Origin of the sequence: Streptomyces sp. GbtcB6 (assembly GCF_019091475.1) — a bacterium.
Taxonomy (GTDB): domain Bacteria; phylum Actinomycetota; class Actinomycetes; order Streptomycetales; family Streptomycetaceae; genus Streptomyces; species Streptomyces hyaluromycini.
Map to the genome: position 1 here is coordinate 277,838 of NZ_JAGXJL010000011.1, position 17,654 is coordinate 295,491.

The window sequence follows — 17,654 nt, forward strand, 5'->3', positions numbered from 1 at the left end:
GGCGTGCAGGAGCGCATGCAGGGCTCATGGCTGCAGTGGGGGCGCCTTCCGCTGTGAAAAGGCCTACGGCGTTGTCAGTCCCGCGTCGTACGCTTGGTATCGCGAGGCCGCCCTCAGCTACGCGGCCGTGATGAGGAGGAACCGCAGGCCTTAAGCGCCGGCCCATGACTCAGACACCCACAGCTCACACCCCCGCGCAGCAGCAGGCCCGAGCTCAGTTCGAGGTTCCCGCCCAGCACCCGATGGTCACCGTGCTGGGATCCGGCGACTCGCTGCTGCGCGTGATCGAGAAGGCCTTCCCGGCGGCCGACATCCACGTCCGGGGCAATGAGATCAGCGCGGTCGGCGATGCCCGTGAAGTCGCCCTCATACAGCGCCTGTTCGACGAGATGATGCTGGTGCTCCGCACCGGACAGCCGATGACGGAGGACGCAGTGGAACGCTCGATCGCCATGTTGCGGGCGAGTGAGAACGGGGAGGGCCCGGAGGAGACCCCGGCCCAGGTTCTGACACAGAACATCCTGTCCTCGCGCGGCCGCACCATCCGCCCCAAGACCCTCAACCAGAAGCGGTACGTCGACGCGATCGACAAGCACACGATCGTCTTCGGCATCGGTCCCGCGGGTACCGGAAAGACCTACCTGGCCATGGCCAAGGCGGTGCAGGCCCTGCAGTCCAAGCAGGTCAACCGCATCATCCTGACCCGGCCGGCGGTCGAGGCGGGCGAGCGGCTCGGCTTCCTGCCGGGCACGCTCTACGAGAAGATCGACCCGTACCTGCGCCCGCTGTACGACGCGCTGCACGACATGCTCGACCCGGACTCGATCCCGCGCCTGATGGCGGCCGGGACGATCGAGGTGGCGCCCCTCGCCTACATGCGCGGCCGCACCCTCAACGACGCCTTCATCATTCTCGACGAGGCCCAGAACACCTCTCCCGAGCAGATGAAGATGTTCCTCACCCGGCTCGGCTTCGAGTCGAAGATCGTGATCACGGGCGACGTCACCCAGGTCGACCTGCCCAACGGCACCAAGTCCGGTCTGCGCCAGGTGCAGGACATCCTGGACGGAGTCGAGGACGTGCACTTCTCCCGGCTGACGTCTCACGATGTCGTACGGCACAAGCTGGTGGGCCGTATCGTCGACGCGTACGAGATGTACGACAGCAAGCACGGCACGGAGAACGGCGCGCACCAGGGCGGCCGCTCGAAGTCCGCGCACAAGGGGAAGTAGACAAGCACAGCGCCATGTCGATCGACGTCAACAACGAGTCCGGAACCGAGGTCGACGAGCAGGCGATCCTCGACATCGCCCGCTACGCCCTCGCGCGGATGCGCATCCACCCGCTCTCCGAGCTCTCGGTGATCGTCGTGGACGCCGACGCCATGGAGCAGCTGCACATCCAGTGGATGGACCTGCCCGGTCCGACGGATGTCATGTCCTTCCCGATGGACGAGCTGCGGCCGCCGTCGAAGGACGAGGAAGAGCCGCCGCAGGGGCTGCTCGGCGACATCGTGCTCTGCCCGGAGGTCGCCGCCAAGCAGGGGGCCGAGGCCGACACCCAGCACTCCATGGACGAGGAGCTCCAGCTGCTCACCGTCCATGGCGTGCTGCACCTGCTCGGCTACGACCACGAGGAGCCCGACGAGAAGGCCGAGATGTTCGGCCTGCAGGCGGCCATCGTGGACGGCTGGCGCGGGGAGCAGGGCCTGACCGGGCCCTCGCCGGCGCCGACGGTCTCGTAGGCGGGTCGTCCTCGTATGAGTCCGCAGATCGTCCTCGGCGCGATCGTGCTGGTCGTCGTCGGCTGGCTGGCCGCCTGCGCCGAGGCCGGTATCGCCCGCGTCTCCAGTTTCCGGGCCGAGGAGGCGGTGAAGTCGGGGCGGCGTGGCAGCGCCAAGCTCGCCCAGGTCGCCGCCGACCCCACCCGCTACCTCAACGTGGCGCTGCTGGTCCGGGTCGCCTGCGAGATGGCGGCCGCGGCCCTGGTCACCTACGCCTGCCTCCAGGAGATCCCGACCACCTGGCAGGCGCTGCTCGCCGCGATCGGCGTGATGGTGCTCGTGTCGTACGTCGCGGTCGGCGTCTCCCCGCGCACCATCGGCCGCCAGCACCCGCTGAACACGGCGACGGCCGCGGCGTACGTGCTGCTGCCGCTGGCCCGCGTCATGGGCCCGATCCCGTATCTCCTCATCCTCCTCGGCAACGCGCTCACCCCCGGCAAGGGCTTCCGGCGCGGCCCGTTCGCCTCCGAGGCCGAACTGCGGGCCCTGGTCGACCTCGCCGAGAAGGAGTCGCTGATCGAGGACGACGAGCGCCGGATGGTGCACTCGGTCTTCGAGCTGGGCGACACCCTCGTACGGGAGGTCATGGTCCCGCGCACGGACCTCGTCGTCATCGAGCGGTACAAGACCATCCGCCAGGCGCTCACCCTGGCGCTCCGCTCGGGCTTCTCCCGGATCCCCGTCACCGGGGAGAGCGAGGACGACATCGTCGGGATCGTGTATCTGAAGGACCTGGTCCGCAAGACGCACATCAGCCGGGACGCCGAGTCCGACCTGGTCTCCACCGCGATGCGGCCCGCGTTCTTCGTGCCCGACACCAAGAACGCCGGTGACCTGCTGCGCGAGATGCAGAAGGAACGCAACCACGTCGCCGTCGTCATCGACGAGTACGGCGGCACGGCCGGGATCGTCACCATCGAGGACATCCTGGAGGAGATCGTCGGCGAGATCACCGACGAGTACGACCGTGAACTCCCGCCCGTCACCGACCTCGGCGACGACCGCTACCGGGTCACCGCCCGCCTCGACATCACGGACCTCGGGGAGCTGTACGGCCTAGAGGAGTACGACGACGAGGACGTGGAGACCGTCGGCGGCCTGCTCGCGAAGGCCCTCGGCAGGGTGCCGATCGCCGGCGCCGCCGCCCAGGTCGAACTCCCCGACGGCCGCAGGCTGGCCCTCACCGCCGAGTCGGCCGCCGGCCGCCGCAACAAGATCGTGACGGTGCTGGTGGAGCCGGTGCCGGCGCCCGACGCCTCGGAGGGCGACCCCGAGTGACTCCGGACCAGCTCCGAGCCTTCTGCCTCTCCTTCAACGCGGCCGAGGAGGACTTCCCCTTCAACCCGGACATCTCGGTCTTCAAGGTGCTCGGCAAGATGTTCGCGCTGAGCTGGATGGACGCGGAGCCCCTCAAGGTCAACCTCAAGTGCGACCCCGAGGACGCGATCCGGCTCCGCGGCGAGCACGAGGGGTCGATCGCGCCGGGGTACCACATGAACAAGCGGCACTGGAACACCGTGACCGTGGACGGCGATCTTCCCGAGCGGCTCGTGAAAGAGCTGATCGAGGACTCGTACGACCTCGTCGTCGCGGGCCTGCCGAAGAAGGAACGGCTGCGCCTGGACCGGCCGTGAATCCGGTTGCCCGCTGGGAGGGGGCGGGATGCCGACCGGCCCGGGCGGGTGCTGCACACGGCTGTACGGAGTCAGAAGGTCCATGCCCTCGGCTGACTCCGTCCGGTGGCGGGGGAGGAGCGCGGGGCCGGTCCGGGTTGTTCGTATGCTCGGGGCATGACCGACAGCAACGCGCTTGATGCCGAGGACCGCAAGATCGTCACCCTGGCCCGCTCGGCCCGGGCCCGTAACGGGGTGCCTGAGGGGGCGGCCGTACGGGACTCGACGGGCCGTACGTATGTGGCGGGGACCGTGGAGCTGGCCTCGCTGAAGCTGAGCGCGCTGCGGACGGCGGTGGCGATGGCGGTGGCGTCGGGGGCGGAGTCCTTGGAGGCCGCGGCGGTCGTGAGCGGAGCCGAGGAGGTCACGGCGGAGGACCTGGCCGCGGTGCGGGATCTTGGGGGGCCGGGGACGCCGGTGCTGCTGGCGGGGGCGGACGGGGAAGTGCGGCTCACTGTCCCGGCCTGACCTTTGCCCACCCGCCCACCCGCCCACCCGACTCGCTCCGCTGAGAAGCGAGGACTTGTCTGACTCCGTCGGGGGAGGGGCCGGGGTGGGTTGACTGGGGTGGGTGGACGTGTGTGGGCGGGTGCGGCGTCGTCGTGGTTGCTCGCGCAGTTCCCCGCGCCCCTTTGGGGCGCGCCTGTGCTGGTCCCACCTGATTGGGGGCGCGGGGAACTGCGCGATCAGCCCTCGCGTACCCGCAGTCGCTCATGCACCGCCGCCGCCCCTCCCCGTAGTCGGCCAAATTTCAACCTTGTAGGTCTGTGTCGCTCGCGCATCAATGGGACCGTAAGTTCCGACGGACCGTCAGATTCGGCCCCGCGGTGTGTCCGCACCCACCCGGACCGGGGTCGCCATCCCCACATGGCATTCCCACGTAACGGGAAGGGAGCCCATCCCCATGAAACGAATAGCCACCGGTGCGGCACTCGCGGCGGGGGCCCTCGCCGCCACGGCGCTGGCCTTCGCGCCCACGGCATCCGCCGCCGTCACCCCGACCTCCGCCACCATCACCGCCAGCTGCGGCCTCTTCGGCGGCGGCACGGCCACGCTCACGGCGACCCAGACCAGCAACACCACGGCCACCATCGAGCTCACCTCCAGCGCCATCACCACTCCGCTCGCCCTGTCGGCGAACAGCATCACCTCCACGCTCACCATGACCAACTCCACCGGTGCCAACCGGGTCTTCAGCGGGACCGTGAACCCGGCCATGGCGGCCGGTGCCGCGGTGGACATCGGCCCGCTCCCCGGCACCGTGGCCGTCGGCGACAGCCTGGACTTCTATCAGGGCTCGCTGAAGATGGTCGTCTTCGGCATCACCGTCACCTGTACGACCAGCGCTGCCCAGTCCCCGGGACCGTTCGTCTTCACCACGTACACCGGGTCATAGGGCGAGCGGTTCGTTCCGGATGCCGCAGAAGCTGATGAACCGTCAGGTTTCTGCGGCATCTCCATTGACTTCTCACGCGGCCTCCACATCAATGGCCCCCTGTCGGCGCAGAGGAGCCGCTGCGCCCGCAACCCTCAGGAGGGGGCTTCCATGGGTTCACCCCCAAGATCACGAAGATCCCGACGGTGGCGCTGGATCTCACTGTTCGGGGCGACCGCGCTCGCGGTCACGGCGGGCGGCGCGCTGGCCTGCCCGGCCGGTGCCGTCGGGACGAACGTCGACTTCGCCACCCACTGCATCCCGCCGGCCATCGCGGGCCTCCCGCCGATCGACGGCACCACCACCGCCAACATCTCGGTGGACAACACCAGTCCGAAGGTCGGCGACACGGTCACCGTGACCTACACCGTGGTCACGCCCGCCGCCAACAACCCCACCGCGCTCGCCCTGCCGGCCGACATCATGACGCCGACGGGCAAGGTGACGCTGGGCGGGGCGCAGACCGGTGATGTGACGGTGACCGGGCCGAAGAAGAACGATCCGGTGCCGGGGTACGGGGTCTTCCCGTCGTTCTCCATGACCGGGACGTTCACCGTCACCTCGCCGGGCGCCATCACGCTCTCGCCCAGTGACTACAACATCCACACCAGCTACATCCTGGAGCTGGACACCCCGTGCACGGTCACCAACCCGCCCGCCCCGGTGTCGGAGACCGTCACGGCGACCGCCACCACGCCGGTCAACAACCGTGCCATCAGCCTGGACAAGGCCTCCGGCAACCCCGGTGACAGCGTGACCGTCAGCGGGCAGAACTTCACGCCGGGGGCGACGGTGACCCTTGCCGGGCGGTCCGGCGGCAGCCAGACCGCCGACACGGCGACGGCCACCGCGGGCACCGACGGTTCCTTCAGCGCGCCCATCGCCGTCAACGACAAGACGACGACCGGGATCGTGGCCTACGAGGGGAGCTCGTGGAGTGCTGACACGGGGGCGGGACCTGCCGCCTACGTCGTCAACGACACCACGCCGGTGCCCGACGGGAGTCAGAAGCTGACGACCACCGTCAAGGCGGGGACCCTGTCCATGTCCCAGGCCGGGGACTCCGTCGCGCTGTCGGCGGTCGACTTCGGGCAGGGCGGGGCGTCCACGGGCAGCCTGCAGACCGTCACCGTCAAGGACTTCCGTGGCGGGCCGGCCGGCTGGTCGCTCACCGGCAAGGTCACCGACTTCACCGGCCCCGGCGCCAAGATCGACGCCGGGAAGCTCAGCTGGAGCCCCAGCTGTGCGACCAAGTCGGGCAGCCCCAGCACCTGTGCGGCCGGTTCCGCGGGCACCGTCGGCAGTTCCGGAGCGACCCTCGCGTCGACCCCGGACGCCACGCTGACCGGCGGTGAGTTCACGGTCGACGCCGGACTCTCCCTGGACGTACCGGCCTTCACGCCTCCGGGGTCGTACTCCGGGGTCCTGACCCTGACGCTCACCTGAGCCAACTCCCTTGTGGCGGCCGGGCTTTCGAACAGTGAAAGACCCGGTCGCCACCGACCCGCTTCCGACCGGGGGTCCGCACCCATGCGTCGCGCCAAGCCGTATGTCCTCCTCCTGAGCCTGATCCTCGGCGTCCTGTGCACGGCGGGTCCCGCGCGCGCCGCCGACAACGGCAGCTGGTCCGTCTACCCGGTCGCCTCGAAGATCGCGGCGCGGCCGTACTTCTACCTCTCCCTCGACCCCGGGCAGACGATCACCGACAAGGTGGCCGTCGCCAACAAGACCGGCAAGCCGCTCACCTTCCGGCTGTACGCGGCCGACGCCTACAACACCGCGCGGGACGGCGGCTTCGCCGTCCGGACGGTGAAGGAGAAGATGCGGGGGGTGGGGGCCTGGGCGAAGATCGGGAAGGCGCGGGTCACCGTCCCGCCGCACAGGACGGTCACGGTTCCGTTCACGCTGCATGTGCCGCAGGGGGCCGAGCCCGGAGACCATCCCGGAGCGATCGTCGCGCTGGACGAGAAGGTCGATCCGGGGGCCGGGTCCCTGGCGCTCGGCGTGCAGCGGGCGGTCGGCGCCCGGGTCTATCTACGGGTGAGCGGGCCGACGCTCCCGGCCCTCACCGTCGAGAACGTGCACCTCAGCCATCACCAGCCGCTCGTGCCCGGCCTCGGCGACAGCACGGCGACGATCTCCTACACCCTGCACAACACCGGGAACGTCACCCTGGATCCGAAGGTGCGGCTGCGGGCGGAGGGCCTGTTCGGCCGTACGCTGCTCAGCCGTGACCTCACCGGGGTCCCCTCCGAGCTGCTGCCGGGGGAGCGGGTCAAGCTCACCGTGCGCTGGTCGGACGCACCCCAACTCGACTGGGGCAACGTGACGTTGACGGCCAGCGCGGCCGGCACCAAGGAGTCGGCGAGCGCGTCGTTCCTCGCGCTGCCGTGGCTGGTGGTGGCGGTGGCCTTCGTCGCCGGAGCGGCCGGGGGCGCGCTGTTCGCCCGAACACGCCGGGGCCGGGGCCTGCCGCCGCTGCTGAGAGGGCGTCCGCTGTTCAGAGGGCGTCGGGGCCGCGCTCGCCCGTCCGCACCCGTACGACCGTCTCCACCGGCACCGCCCACACCTTCCCGTCCCCGATCTTCCCCGTCTGCGCGGCCTTGACGATCGCCTCGATCACGGGCTCGGCGTCGGCGTCCTCGACGACGACCTCGATGCGGACCTTGGGGACCAGGTCGACCTGGTACTCGGCGCCCCGATACACCTCGGTGTGGCCGCGCTGGCGGCCGTATCCGCTGGCCTCGGTCACGGTCAGGCCGTGCACGCCGATCTCCTGGAGCGCGGTCTTCACCGCGTCGAGGCGGTAGGGCTTGACGATCGCGGTGATGAGCTTCATGGCTGGGTCTTGACCTTCTGGGCGGTGGGGACGGAGTGGGCGACCGGGGCGCCGTGGCCCAGGACCCCGTGATCGTAAGCGGTCTCGGCGTGCACCGTAAGGTCCAGGCCGGTGTGCTCCTGGTCCTCGGCGGCCCGGAAGCCCATCGCCTTGTCGATCAGCTTGCCGATGCCGTAGGTCACCGCGAACGCGTACGCCGCGACGGCCACGACCGCCACCGCCTGCCTGCCGAGCTGGCCGAGCCCGCCGCCGTAGAAGAGGCCCTCGGCGCCGCCGGTCATCGCCTTCTCGGCGAACAGGCCGATCAGGAGGGTGCCGATGATTCCGCCGACCAGGTGGACGCCGACGACGTCGAGCGAGTCGTCGTAGTCCAGCTTGAACTTCCAGCTCACGGCGTACGAGCAGACCACGCCCGCGGCGAGGCCGACGACGAGCGCGCCGAGCAGGGAGACCGAGCCGCAGGAGGGGGTGATGGCGACCAGGCCGGCGACCGCGCCGGAGGCCGCGCCCAGGGTGGTGGGGTGGCCGTCGCGCTTCTGCTCGACGAAGAGCCAGCCCAGCAGGCCGGTGCAGCCGGCGGCGAGGGTGTTCAGGAAGACGGCGGCGGCGAGGCCGTTGGCACCCATCGCCGAGCCGGCGTTGAAGCCGAACCAGCCGAACCAGAGCAGACCGGCGCCCAGGATCACCATCGGCAGGTTGTGCGGCCGCATGGCGTCCTTCTTGAAGCCGAGCCGCGGGCCGAGGACCAGGCACAGGGCGAGGCCGGAGGCGCCGGAGGTGATCTCGACGGGCAGACCGCCGGCGAAGTCGAGGGCGCCGAGATGGTGCGCGATCCAGCCACCCGGGCCCCACACCCAGTGCGCGACCGGAACGTATACGAGCAGCGCCCAGACGGGGACGAACACCAGCCAGGCCCCGAATTTCGCCCGGTCCGCGATCGCGCCGCTGATCAGCGCGGCCGTGACGATCGCGAAGGTGAGCTGGAAGGTGGCGAAGAGAAGGGTGGGGACGGTGCCCTGGACGCTGTCCGGGCCGAGGCCGTGCATGCCCGCGTGGGCCAGGTCGCCGAGGAGCCCGGCCCCGATGTCGTCCCCGAAGGCGAGCGTGTATCCGCCCGCCAGCCACACCACCGTGACCAGCGCGATCGACACGAAGCTCATCATCAGCATGTTGAGGACGCTCTTCGTGCGGACCATGCCGCCGTAGAACAGGGCCAGACCCGGGGTCATCAGCAGGACCAGGGCGGTCGCGGCGAGCAGCCAGGCGGTGTCACCGGTGTCTGCGTGCGCGGCGGAGAGGTACACGGGCGTCTCCAACGTCGGTCGGGGCTCGTCAGAGGGTCACCGGTCCCGGTTTCCGGTTGCGTACAGCTGTGTTTCCGTGACGTTTCGTTGCGTCGGGGTTACCGAAATCTCACGGTGCGGCGGGGCGTGTTGGATCAGGGAGAATGGGGGCCATGAGCGTTCGCAGCCAGTCAACCGAGCCGTCGGAATCGCCGAAGGCCGCCCACCGGGCGGGCTTCGCCTGTTTCGTCGGGCGCCCCAACGCGGGCAAGTCCACCCTCACGAACGCTCTGGTCGGGCAGAAGGTGGCGATCACCGCGAACCAGCCGCAGACGACGCGGCACACGGTACGGGGGATCGTGCACCGGGAGGACGCCCAGCTGATCCTGGTCGACACCCCCGGCCTGCACAAGCCGCGCACGCTGCTCGGCGAGCGGCTCAACGACGTGGTCCGCACCACCTGGGCCGAGGTGGACGTGATCGGCTTCTGTCTCCCGGCGAACGAGAAGATCGGTCCGGGTGACCGCTTCATCGCCAAGGAGCTCGCGGGGATCCGGAAGACCCCCAAGGTCGCCGTCGTCACCAAGACCGACCTCGTCGACTCCAAGACCCTCGCCGAGCAGCTGATCGCCATCGACCAGCTGGGCAAGGAGCTCGGCTTCGAGTGGGCCGAGATCGTCCCGGTCTCGGCGGTCGGGGACAAGCAGGTGCAGCTGCTGGCCGACCTGCTGGTGCCGCTGCTCCCGGAGGGCCCGGCCCTCTATCCCGAGGGCGACCTGACCGACGAGCCCGAACAGGTCATGATCGCCGAGCTGATTCGCGAGGCCGCCCTGGAGGGCGTCCGCGACGAGCTGCCGCACTCCATCGCCGTCGTGGTCGAGGAGATGCTCCCGCGCGAGGACCGCCCCGCCGACAAGCCCCTCCTGGACATCCACGCCAACCTGTTCATCGAGCGCCCCAGCCAGAAGGGCATCATCATCGGCCCCAAGGGCAAGCGCCTGAAGGAGGTCGGCATCAAGAGCCGCAAGCAGATCGAGGCACTGCTCGGCACGCCGGTCTTCCTCGACCTGCACGTGAAGGTGGCGAAGGACTGGCAGCGCGACCCGAAGCAGCTGCGCCGACTGGGGTTCTGAGGGGGGCGGGGCACGCCGGCCCCGTCCGACCGCCTCCGGCACCGGCTGTGCACGGCCTCCGTCACGATTCCCAGAAAGGTACGCCGACCCGGATGCGGATCTGACGGTCGCGGTCCACGTGCATGGCGACGGTCCCCTCCACGCTCTCCCCGACCTCGGGAAGCGGTACGGGCGGAGCCTCCGGGTCGTTGATCGTGCCGTCGGGGTTGTACGACAGGAGGTCGACGAACCCGTTGACCCCTGGCGCGTCGTCGAGTTCGAGGAACACCCCGAACGGAAAACGGTCCTTCACCCTGCCCCGTGCGGCGCTCCCCAGGGGGTATCGCCGCTTCGCCGCTTCCCACATGTCCTCGCCGCTCACTTGTGCCGCACCCTCGGATACTGGTTCAGGTCTTCGACGACATTGTTCGGGATCTCCAACTCCTTTTCCGGGCCGCCTTCGTAGTTCCGCTCGTACTTCTCGTACTTGGCGGCGTACTCGGATTTGGGAATCTTGATCTCAATCACGCCCTCGCCGTAGGACTTCGCGTACTTCTCGGCGACGTGGCGTTCCTTCGCGAAGTACACCCTACCGTTGGGGTAGATGTAGTCGGGGGCGTCCGGATCGCCGGGGAAATCCTCTTCCCGGTACCCGTATTTCTCCTGCTGCTCGCCGAGTTTCCGCCCCGGGGCCTTGAAGATGGACTGCGTGCATTCCTCCGGCGACAGCCCCAGATGGTCGCTCCAGACGTCGGGGTTGACGACGTAGGCCAGCGGATTGGGGGCCGGCGCGAGACCGAGGGGATCCGCGGTGAGATAGCGTCCGGTCTCCGGGTCGTAATGCCGGAAGTAGTTGTAGTGCAGTCCGGATTCCGGGTCGAAGTACTGCCCCGGGAAACGCAGCGGGGTGTACGCCGTACTGCCGGTGGCCCAGGCCGTCGTACCCCAGACGGTTCTGCGTGCCTGCCAGCGGATCTCACCGGTCTCGTCGACGAGTTCGGTGGGCGTGCCGATGATGTCGGTGACGATCGAGAAGAAGCGGGAGTCGATCTCGTCCTGGGGCGCGTCCGCCGCGGAGATCCGCTCGGTCTGCGCGAGGGGGTGCAGCCGCTGGTGGTCCCAGGTGAGCGTCACCTGATGAGACGTGTCCGGCGCGGTGGTGGTCTGTTCGCACAGGGTGCTGCCGTCCCAGGTGAAGAGGATCTGCTCCACCACTGTCTCGCCGTCGGGGCCGAGGCGTTCCTTGGCGGTCCGGCGGCCGAGCGGGTCGTAGCGGTAGCGCCACCGGGTGCCGTCCGGCGTGACGACTGCCGTGAGACGGTCCTCGACGTCCCAGGCGTAGCGCCAGGTGCTCGGCTTGCGGGAGAGCCGCGTCCGCTGCCGGGAGACGACCCGGCCCAGCGCGTCGTGCCCGTACCGGTACTGGCCGGCCTCCACGAGGGCCGTGCCCGCGTAACCGCGCGGTCCGGCGCCGTCCGGGCTCGCGGGGGAGCCCGGCCATTCGGCGTGGGTCTGGTTGCCCGCCGCGTCGTAGGCGTACCTCTCCGACCAGTCGTGGGCCCGGACGGCGGTCACCCGGCCCAGCGCGTCCAGCTCCATGGCGCGGCTGCCGGAGCCGCTGTCCTGCACGCCCACCAGGTTGCCGTCGGCGCGGTAGCTGTAGGCCCGCTGCTGGACCGGCGTGCCGTCCGCGGTGGTCACCGACTGGGCCACGAGGCGGCCCAGTTCGTCGAAGGCGTGGGCCAGCGTGACGTGGTCGCCGAAACGCCTGGCCGTCTCCCGGCCCGTCGCGGAACGCTCGAAGTCGACCACCCTGCCGGACGTGACCAGCCTGACGAGACGGCCCGCGGCGTCGTGGGCGCGGGTGCTCACCGCGCCGGCGGGAGTGGTACGGCCGACACGGTGTCCCGCGGCGTCATAGGTGAAGGTGAGGACGCGGCCGTCGACGGTCTCGGCGAGCGGCCGGCCCAGAGGGTCCCGCTCGACGGTCATCGTGGACTGCGGGCTCGTGGCGCCGACGAGCCGGCCTGAGGCGTCGTAGGCGAATTCGGTGACCGCCCCGGCGGCGTCCTTCCGTACGATCCGGCCGAGCACGTCGCGTTCGAAGGAGACCGTCGCGCCCATGGCGTCGGTGCGTGAGCCGAGTTGTCCGGTCGCATCGTGCGTGTACGTGACCGTGCGGCCGTCGAAGTCCGTCTCCGACACGAGGCGGCCCGCCGGGTCGTACGCGTAACTCCAGGCCATGCCCAGCGGGTTGACGACCCCCGTGAGGCGCAGCGAGGAGTCGTAGGCGAACTCGTGCCGGGTGCCGTCCGGAGCGACGCGTGCCCGGAGCAGGTCGAAGTGCGTGTACTCGAAGTGCGAGGTCTGCCCCGACCGGTCCGTGTGACCGGTGCAGTTGCCCTCGCCGTCGTAGGTCCAGGTCTCGGTGGCGCCGTCCGGAGTGGTCCGCCGCAGCAGCCGGCCCTCCGCGGACCAGGTGAGGAGTGTGGAGTGCCCCGCCTCGTCGACGATCTCGACGGGCCGCCCCATGGCGTCGCGCCGCCAGACCACCTCGGCCCCGACGGCGTCCGTGATCCGCAGGGGCAGCCCCGCGGGATCGCACTGGACCGTGGTCGTGTGCCCGAGGGCGTCCACGATCGCGGAGACGTGTCCCGTCTCCGTGTAGACGGCCCGGTCGACGGCGCCCGTCGGATCGACGATGGCCGTGCAGTTTCCCCGCTCGTCGTACGCGTAGCGCCACGAGCCACCGTCCGGCAGGTCGATGACCGTGGCCAGATGGAGGTCGTTGTAGGCGGCCCTGACGACGCTGCCGTCGGGACGGGTCACCTCGACGGGCTGGCCCAGCTCGTTGTTGACGACACGCGTCGTCCGTCCCAGCTGGTCTGTCGACGACACCAGGTACTGCCGGCTGTCGTACTCCGTATGCGTCGTCCCGCCGAGGGCGTCGATCTCGGCGACCACCAGGCACGCTTCGTCGAGCACGTAACGGGAGACGGCGCCCTCGGCCGAGGTGACTTCGGTGATCCGGTGCCCGGGCCAGGCGGCATCCGTCCCGTCGTACGCGAAGGTGTTGGCCAGGTGTCCGTCCTCACCGCCCTGCGCGACGCAGCGGCCGTGCTCGTCGTAGGTGTAGGTGTAGCGGCTGCCGTTGGAGTCGCGCCACGCCGCCGGGCGGAGGCGCTCGTCATAGGCGAACTCCGTGGTCGCACCCGACGAGTCGGTCACCGAGGTGAGGGCGCCGTCCGTATAGCCGAACCGCTTGAGCGTCAGGTCCGTGCCGTCCTCGCCGGCCCCGGCCAGGCTCAGCGCCGTGACACGTCCTTCGTCGACGGTCAGGGAGAGGTGGTAGCCGCCCGAGTGCCGGATCGCCCGTGGTGTGCCGTCGGTGTCGAACTCGAACGCGATGGTGTTGCGGTTGCGGTCGGACACCAGCCTCAGGAGGGCGACGCCGCGATCCGGCGGCGCGAAGTGCCGACTCAGGCCGCCCACGGGGTCGTCGACGCGGTAGCCGCCGTCGTCCAGCCGGGTCAGAGGCCGGCAGGGACCCGTCTGGGGGCGTACCTCGGCGCCCGGGCCCTCGGGATGGGGGTATTCGAGCAGCAGTCCGTCTTCGCCGACGAGGACGATGCCCTGCTCGTCGATCTCCAGTCGCTGGTCGACCGTCGACGCCCACGAAGGGCCGAACCACCATCCCGTGCGATGTCCGGACGACACCCGACGGGTGAAGAGCAGCGGCAGTGTCGCCTCCAGGGCGACGTCCGTCTCGGTGAGAAACATGTGGCCGGTGGCGACATCGACAGGGTCACCGCACCCCTTGACCTTGCTCTTCAACCGGTTGAAGGCGCCCTTGACACCGTCGTCCAGCATGCCGCGGGCGTTCTTGCCCAGCCCGCGGACGGCGAGGCTCATGGCCTTCATGCCGCCCCGGAGGTTCTTCATCTCCTTCAGGCCCTTGGCGAGTTTGCCGAGGCTGGTGATGCCCTTGCCGCCGGGTATGCAGTCCAGCGCCGCGAATGCCACGTCCCATAGGGACGCTTGGCCTTGGGAGTATTTGTAGAGCGTGTCCGCGAGCACGACGAGCGCGGCCACGAGCACGATCGCGCCGAGGATCGGCCCGCCGATGATCATCGCGATGATCCCGACGACCGCGACGACGACCTTGCAGACCGTGACGATGGTGTCCCAGTTGTCCTCGAACCAGTGACCGACGTCCTGCCACCAGTGCCGGTTCGGAATCCCGGCATCGGACGCCTCGTCGATCTTCCGCTTCGCCTCACCCGCCGCGTCGTCCCGCATCTTCCGGGCGTCCTCGGCCATCTTCTTCGCGGCATCGAGGGCGTTCTGCGCGGTGGTGACGTCCGACTGGGCCGTGGTGTGCGCGGACTTGGCACTCTGCACGTCCCGGGTGGCGGCCCGCACCTTCCCCTCGTCCGGCTTGTCGGCGTCCGATTTGCTGCCGGTGGGGTCGTCCTTGTACTTGTCGGCTTCCTTCGTCGCCCGCGTGACCCACGAATCGGCCGAGGAGAGCCGGGACTTGGCGGAGGACAGGTCCGACTGCGCTTCCTTCGCTTTCGCCAGGGCCTTGTCGGCCAGGGCCTGGGCCCGCTCCAGCTTCGGCCAGTAGTCCGCGAGGGCGTCGCCGCACATCTCGTAGGACTTCTTCAGCTTCTTCAGGTTCTTCGGGACGTCCTTGAACTGCTCCTTGAACACCTCCGCCGACTTGCCCGCCCACTGCAGGAGGGTGTCCTCGCCGGCCATGCCCTTGACCAGGCGCAGGGCGTCGGAGACGTCGTCGGCGAAGTCGTGCAACTGCGTGGCCAGGGTGCGGACGCGCTGCGGATCGCCCGGGGTCGGGTCCCTGTCCAGGTCGAGTGGATGCCAGTCCGCCGGTCGGTACCCCGCCATGTCCCCGCAACCCCCGTTGCCGTTCTTCACTCATTGCGCGTGCGTCCCGGCAAAGGTATCGGGTGGGTCAAGTGCGGCTCGGGGTCATGTCCTGCACCCCCACCACCCGTAGCAGTTGCAGTCGTTCGAACGACTCGGTGCCCGGGCGGGCCGTGTGGATGACGAGGTGCTGGTGGGTGTCGGTGTTGATGAGGACCTCGCAGTCCAGTTCCAGGAGGCCGACGGACGGATGGAGGAAGCGCTTCGTCGTCGCGCGGCGTACCGCCACCTCGTGTTCGGACCACAGGCGGGCGAACTCCTCACTGCCTGCGAGGAGTTCGGCGACGAGGGCGGCGGGGACCGGGTCGGCGGGGCGGGCGGCGGCCACCGCCCGGAGGTTGGCCACGTGTTCGCGGGCCCGTGCCGGGCGGTCCTCCGGCGGGAAGAGGCCGTGGGTCGACGGGTCCAGGAAGTAGCGGCGGAGCAGGTTGCGTTCGCGCGCCGGGCGGGCCAGGACGTCGCCGCTCAGCGCCCGCGACAGGGCGTTCTGGGCCAGGACCTCGCCGCAGTCGGTCGTCACCAGTGCCGGGGTGTCGTGCAGCCGGTCCAGGACCAGCAGCAGCCCCGGGCCGACATGGGTGCCGGTCGCCTCCCGGCGCGGGGGTTCCTCGCCGGTCAGGTGGAACAGGTGGTCCCGTTCGTCCTGCGTCAGGCGCAGCGCGCGGGCCAGTGCCGCCAGCATCTGGCGGGACGGGCGCGGGCCCCGGGACTGTTCCAGGCGCGTGTAGTAGTCGGCGGACATGCCGGCCAGCGAGGCCACCTCCTCGCGCCGCAGCCCGGGGGTGCGCCGCCGGGCGCCGGGCGGCAGGCCCACGTCGGAGGGGTCCAGGCGGGTGCGGGCGTGGCGCAGGAAGTCGGCGAGTTCGGGGCGGTTCACCTCTCCAGGGTGGCCCGGGGCGTCCGGCTTATCCAGGGACTGCCGGTCCCCTGATCGGGAGGTCTCTCCCGGTGGCGAAGGACCGGGGTGAGGGTGATGGGACCAGAGCGAAGGAGAAGGTCATGATCACTCTTGTCACCGGGGCGACCGGCCAGGTCGGGCGGCGGTTCGTGCCGCGGCTGATCCAGCAGGCCGGGGCAGATGAGCGGGTAAGGGTGCTCGTGCGGGAGGCCGCCCGTGGGGAGCCGTTCGCCGGGCTGGGCGCCGAGGTCGTCGTCGGCGACCTGCGGGACGAGGAGGCGCTCGGCAAGGCGGTCGCCGGGGCGGACGCCGTCGTGAACGTCGCCGCCGCCTTCCGCGGGGTGCCGGACGAGGAGGCGCGGGCCGTCAACCTGGACGCGGCCGTCGCCCTGGGCAGGGCCGCGGTCTCGGCCGGCGTACGGCGGTTCGTGCAGGTCAGCACCGGGCTCGTGTACGGCACGGGACGCGGCCGCCCGCTGACCGAGGACGACGAGAGCCGGCCCGGCGGGGAGATGTGGGGCGCGTACCCCGAGTCCAAGGCGATCGCCGAGCGGGAGCTGCTCGCGCTGGCGGGCGGCATGGAGGTGCGGATCGGGCGGCTGCCCTTCGTCTACGGCGAGGGGGACCCGCACCTCGCGAACTCCCTGCACTGGGCCGCGCACTGGGCACCGGCCCAGCGGCTCCAGATGGGTCACCACGCCGACGTCGGGCAGGGGCTGCTGCGCCTCCTGTACGCCCCCGCCGTGAACGGCCCGGTCCACAACATCGCGGACGACGCCCCGGTCACGGCCGTGGACCTGCACCAGCTCAACGGCGTCGAACTGCCCGAGGGCACGGACACCCGCACCGACCGCGACCCCTGGTTCGGGATCATGTCCACCCGGAAGATCCGCCGGGATCTCGGCTTCCGGCCGATCTACCCGAGCGTCTGGACGGCCCGGGACGCCGGGGCCCTGTAGGACCGGGCCGGGCGGTGTTCCAGGTCGGGTTCCGGTTCCCGCCTCGTGCCGTGATGATCGCTGTGCGGGGCGTGGGGATCCACCCGAGGAGCAGTGTCCGGTACTGGAGTCGTTGCTGCCTGCGGCGGGTGTGAGTCGCCCACGGGGCGGGCTGAACCCTCCTCGGCGATACTGTGCTCATGGAGTACGTCGGCCGGGTGCCCGCCCCGCCGCTCGACCGGTTCATCGACGACATCTACTGCCTGACCGGGGTGCCTAGCCACCGCCGGATGGTTGTCCCGCCGATGCCGTCGGCGCACCTGGTGATCAACCTGGGCGGACCCGCCCGCCTGTGGGATTCCGACCCTTCGGTGCCACCGGCGTTGTTGACCGATGGATGGTTCATGGGGTTGTGGACCAGGCGTTTCCTCTATGAGTACCCCACCCGGGTGCGGCTTGTCGGGGTGCACTTCAAGCCCTGGGGCATGTCGCCGTTCGTCGGCATTCCGGCGACCGAGCTGCGGGACAGATGGGTGCCCGTCGACGCTGTCTGGCAGCGGTCTGTGGACCGGATTCGCAACCAGGTCGGCGACGTGACCTCGGCCGCAGAGACACTGCGGGTCCTGGAGGACGAGCTGCGATCGCGGCTTGTCGATGCACCGTCGCGCGGTCTCGACCTGGTCCGGCACACAGGCGGGTGGCTGGAAGCGTCCTACGGCGCGGTACCGGTCGCCGCGCTGAGCGAT

Annotated in this window: 16 protein-coding genes; 11 read left to right on the top strand and 5 right to left on the bottom strand. The window is 70.2% G+C overall.

Annotation, left to right across the window (positions count from 1 at the left end; genetic code table 11):
• Positions 1-164: 164 nt before the first annotated feature.
• From KVT45_RS21040 to KVT45_RS21075, 8 genes are all read left to right on the top strand, one after another.
• The gene (locus KVT45_RS21040; protein WP_217549639.1) at positions 165-1,232 is read left to right on the top strand and encodes a PhoH family protein; all 1,068 of its coding nucleotides are present in this window, start codon (positions 165-167) and stop codon (positions 1,230-1,232) included.
• 14 nt (positions 1,233-1,246) lie between these two features.
• Positions 1,247-1,744: an rRNA maturation RNase YbeY gene (gene ybeY, locus KVT45_RS21045; RefSeq protein WP_217549641.1), complete on the top strand. Its 498-nt coding sequence runs from the start codon at positions 1,247-1,249 to the stop codon at positions 1,742-1,744.
• A 15-nt stretch (positions 1,745-1,759) separates the two neighbouring features.
• Entirely contained in the window at positions 1,760-3,061 is a 1,302-nt protein-coding gene (locus tag KVT45_RS21050) for a hemolysin family protein (protein ID WP_217549643.1), read from the top strand.
• Positions 3,058-3,417 carry an MmcQ/YjbR family DNA-binding protein gene (locus tag KVT45_RS21055; RefSeq protein WP_217549645.1) on the top strand — a complete coding sequence of 120 codons (360 nt, stop codon included), beginning with the start codon at positions 3,058-3,060 and terminating at the stop codon, positions 3,415-3,417. The genes KVT45_RS21050 and KVT45_RS21055 overlap by 4 nt, the downstream gene beginning before the upstream one ends.
• Positions 3,418-3,573: 156 nt before the next feature.
• On the top strand, positions 3,574-3,924 hold the full coding sequence (locus tag KVT45_RS21060; RefSeq protein ID WP_217549647.1) for a cytidine deaminase: 351 nt from the start codon (positions 3,574-3,576) through the stop codon (positions 3,922-3,924).
• A 430-nt stretch (positions 3,925-4,354) separates the two neighbouring features.
• Positions 4,355-4,852 (top strand): hypothetical protein, encoded by a 498-nt coding sequence (locus KVT45_RS21065; protein ID WP_217549698.1) that lies wholly within the window; start codon positions 4,355-4,357, stop codon positions 4,850-4,852.
• 150 nt (positions 4,853-5,002) lie between these two features.
• Positions 5,003-6,337 (top strand): beta-xylosidase, encoded by a 1,335-nt coding sequence (locus tag KVT45_RS21070; RefSeq protein ID WP_217549649.1) that lies wholly within the window; start codon positions 5,003-5,005, stop codon positions 6,335-6,337.
• Positions 6,338-6,421: 84 nt separating this feature from the next.
• Entirely contained in the window at positions 6,422-7,498 is a 1,077-nt protein-coding gene (locus tag KVT45_RS21075) for a DUF916 domain-containing protein (protein WP_217549651.1), read from the top strand.
• Here KVT45_RS21075 and KVT45_RS21080 read toward each other — a convergent pair.
• Together KVT45_RS21080 and KVT45_RS21085 are read right to left on the bottom strand one after the other, a co-directional pair.
• A complete protein-coding gene (locus KVT45_RS21080; RefSeq protein ID WP_217549653.1) occupies positions 7,392-7,730 on the bottom strand; it encodes a P-II family nitrogen regulator in 339 nt (112 codons plus the stop codon). The genes KVT45_RS21075 and KVT45_RS21080 overlap by 107 nt on opposite strands.
• A complete protein-coding gene (locus KVT45_RS21085; protein ID WP_217549655.1) occupies positions 7,727-9,034 on the bottom strand; it encodes an ammonium transporter in 1,308 nt (435 codons plus the stop codon). The genes KVT45_RS21080 and KVT45_RS21085 overlap by 4 nt, the downstream gene beginning before the upstream one ends.
• A 143-nt stretch (positions 9,035-9,177) precedes the next feature.
• On the opposite strand from KVT45_RS21085, the gene era reads away from it, so the two are divergent.
• Positions 9,178-10,146: a GTPase Era gene (gene era / locus KVT45_RS21090; protein ID WP_217549657.1), complete on the top strand. Its 969-nt coding sequence runs from the start codon at positions 9,178-9,180 to the stop codon at positions 10,144-10,146.
• A gap of 61 nt (positions 10,147-10,207) precedes the next feature.
• On the opposite strand, the gene KVT45_RS21095 is transcribed toward era, so the two are convergent.
• From KVT45_RS21095 to KVT45_RS21105, 3 genes are all read right to left on the bottom strand, one after another.
• Positions 10,208-10,507, bottom strand: coding sequence for a hypothetical protein (locus tag KVT45_RS21095; RefSeq protein WP_217549659.1), 300 nt, complete (start codon positions 10,505-10,507; stop codon positions 10,208-10,210).
• Positions 10,504-15,033 (bottom strand): DUF6531 domain-containing protein, encoded by a 4,530-nt coding sequence (locus KVT45_RS21100; RefSeq protein WP_217549661.1) that lies wholly within the window; start codon positions 15,031-15,033, stop codon positions 10,504-10,506. Before KVT45_RS21100 ends, KVT45_RS21095 begins: the two co-directional genes overlap by 4 nt.
• A 67-nt stretch (positions 15,034-15,100) precedes the next feature.
• On the bottom strand, positions 15,101-15,949 hold the full coding sequence (locus tag KVT45_RS21105; RefSeq protein WP_217549663.1) for a helix-turn-helix transcriptional regulator: 849 nt from the start codon (positions 15,947-15,949) through the stop codon (positions 15,101-15,103).
• 122 nt (positions 15,950-16,071) lie between these two features.
• Here KVT45_RS21105 and KVT45_RS21110 point away from each other — a divergent pair, with 122 nt between their 5' ends.
• Complete coding sequence (locus KVT45_RS21110) at positions 16,072-16,929, top strand: NAD(P)-dependent oxidoreductase (RefSeq protein ID WP_217549665.1); 858 nt, start codon at positions 16,072-16,074, stop codon at positions 16,927-16,929.
• Positions 16,930-17,108: 179 nt separating this feature from the next.
• The coding region (locus KVT45_RS21115) for a DUF6597 domain-containing transcriptional factor (protein ID WP_368857554.1) at positions 17,109-17,654 on the top strand (546 nt) is incomplete at its 3' end.

What these genes read in the sequence shown, in the direction of transcription:
- KVT45_RS21110 (WP_217549665.1), top strand. Translation starts at nt 16,072, where the DNA reads ATGATCACTCTTGTCACCGGGGCGACCGGCCAGGTCGGGCGGCGGTTC.
- KVT45_RS21060 (WP_217549647.1), top strand. Translation starts at nt 3,574, where the DNA reads ATGACCGACAGCAACGCGCTTGATGCCGAGGACCGCAAGATCGTCACC.
- KVT45_RS21075 (WP_217549651.1), top strand. Translation starts at nt 6,422, where the DNA reads ATGCGTCGCGCCAAGCCGTATGTCCTCCTCCTGAGCCTGATCCTCGGC.
- KVT45_RS21040 (WP_217549639.1), top strand. Translation starts at nt 165, where the DNA reads ATGACTCAGACACCCACAGCTCACACCCCCGCGCAGCAGCAGGCCCGA.
- era (WP_217549657.1), top strand. Translation starts at nt 9,178, where the DNA reads ATGGGGGCCATGAGCGTTCGCAGCCAGTCAACCGAGCCGTCGGAATCG.
- KVT45_RS21070 (WP_217549649.1), top strand. Translation starts at nt 5,003, where the DNA reads ATGGGTTCACCCCCAAGATCACGAAGATCCCGACGGTGGCGCTGGATC.
- KVT45_RS21100 (WP_217549661.1), bottom strand. Translation starts at nt 15,033, where the DNA reads ATGGCGGGGTACCGACCGGCGGACTGGCATCCACTCGACCTGGACAGG.
- KVT45_RS21050 (WP_217549643.1), top strand. Translation starts at nt 1,760, where the DNA reads ATGAGTCCGCAGATCGTCCTCGGCGCGATCGTGCTGGTCGTCGTCGGC.
- KVT45_RS21080 (WP_217549653.1), bottom strand. Translation starts at nt 7,730, where the DNA reads ATGAAGCTCATCACCGCGATCGTCAAGCCCTACCGCCTCGACGCGGTG.
- ybeY (WP_217549641.1), top strand. Translation starts at nt 1,247, where the DNA reads ATGTCGATCGACGTCAACAACGAGTCCGGAACCGAGGTCGACGAGCAG.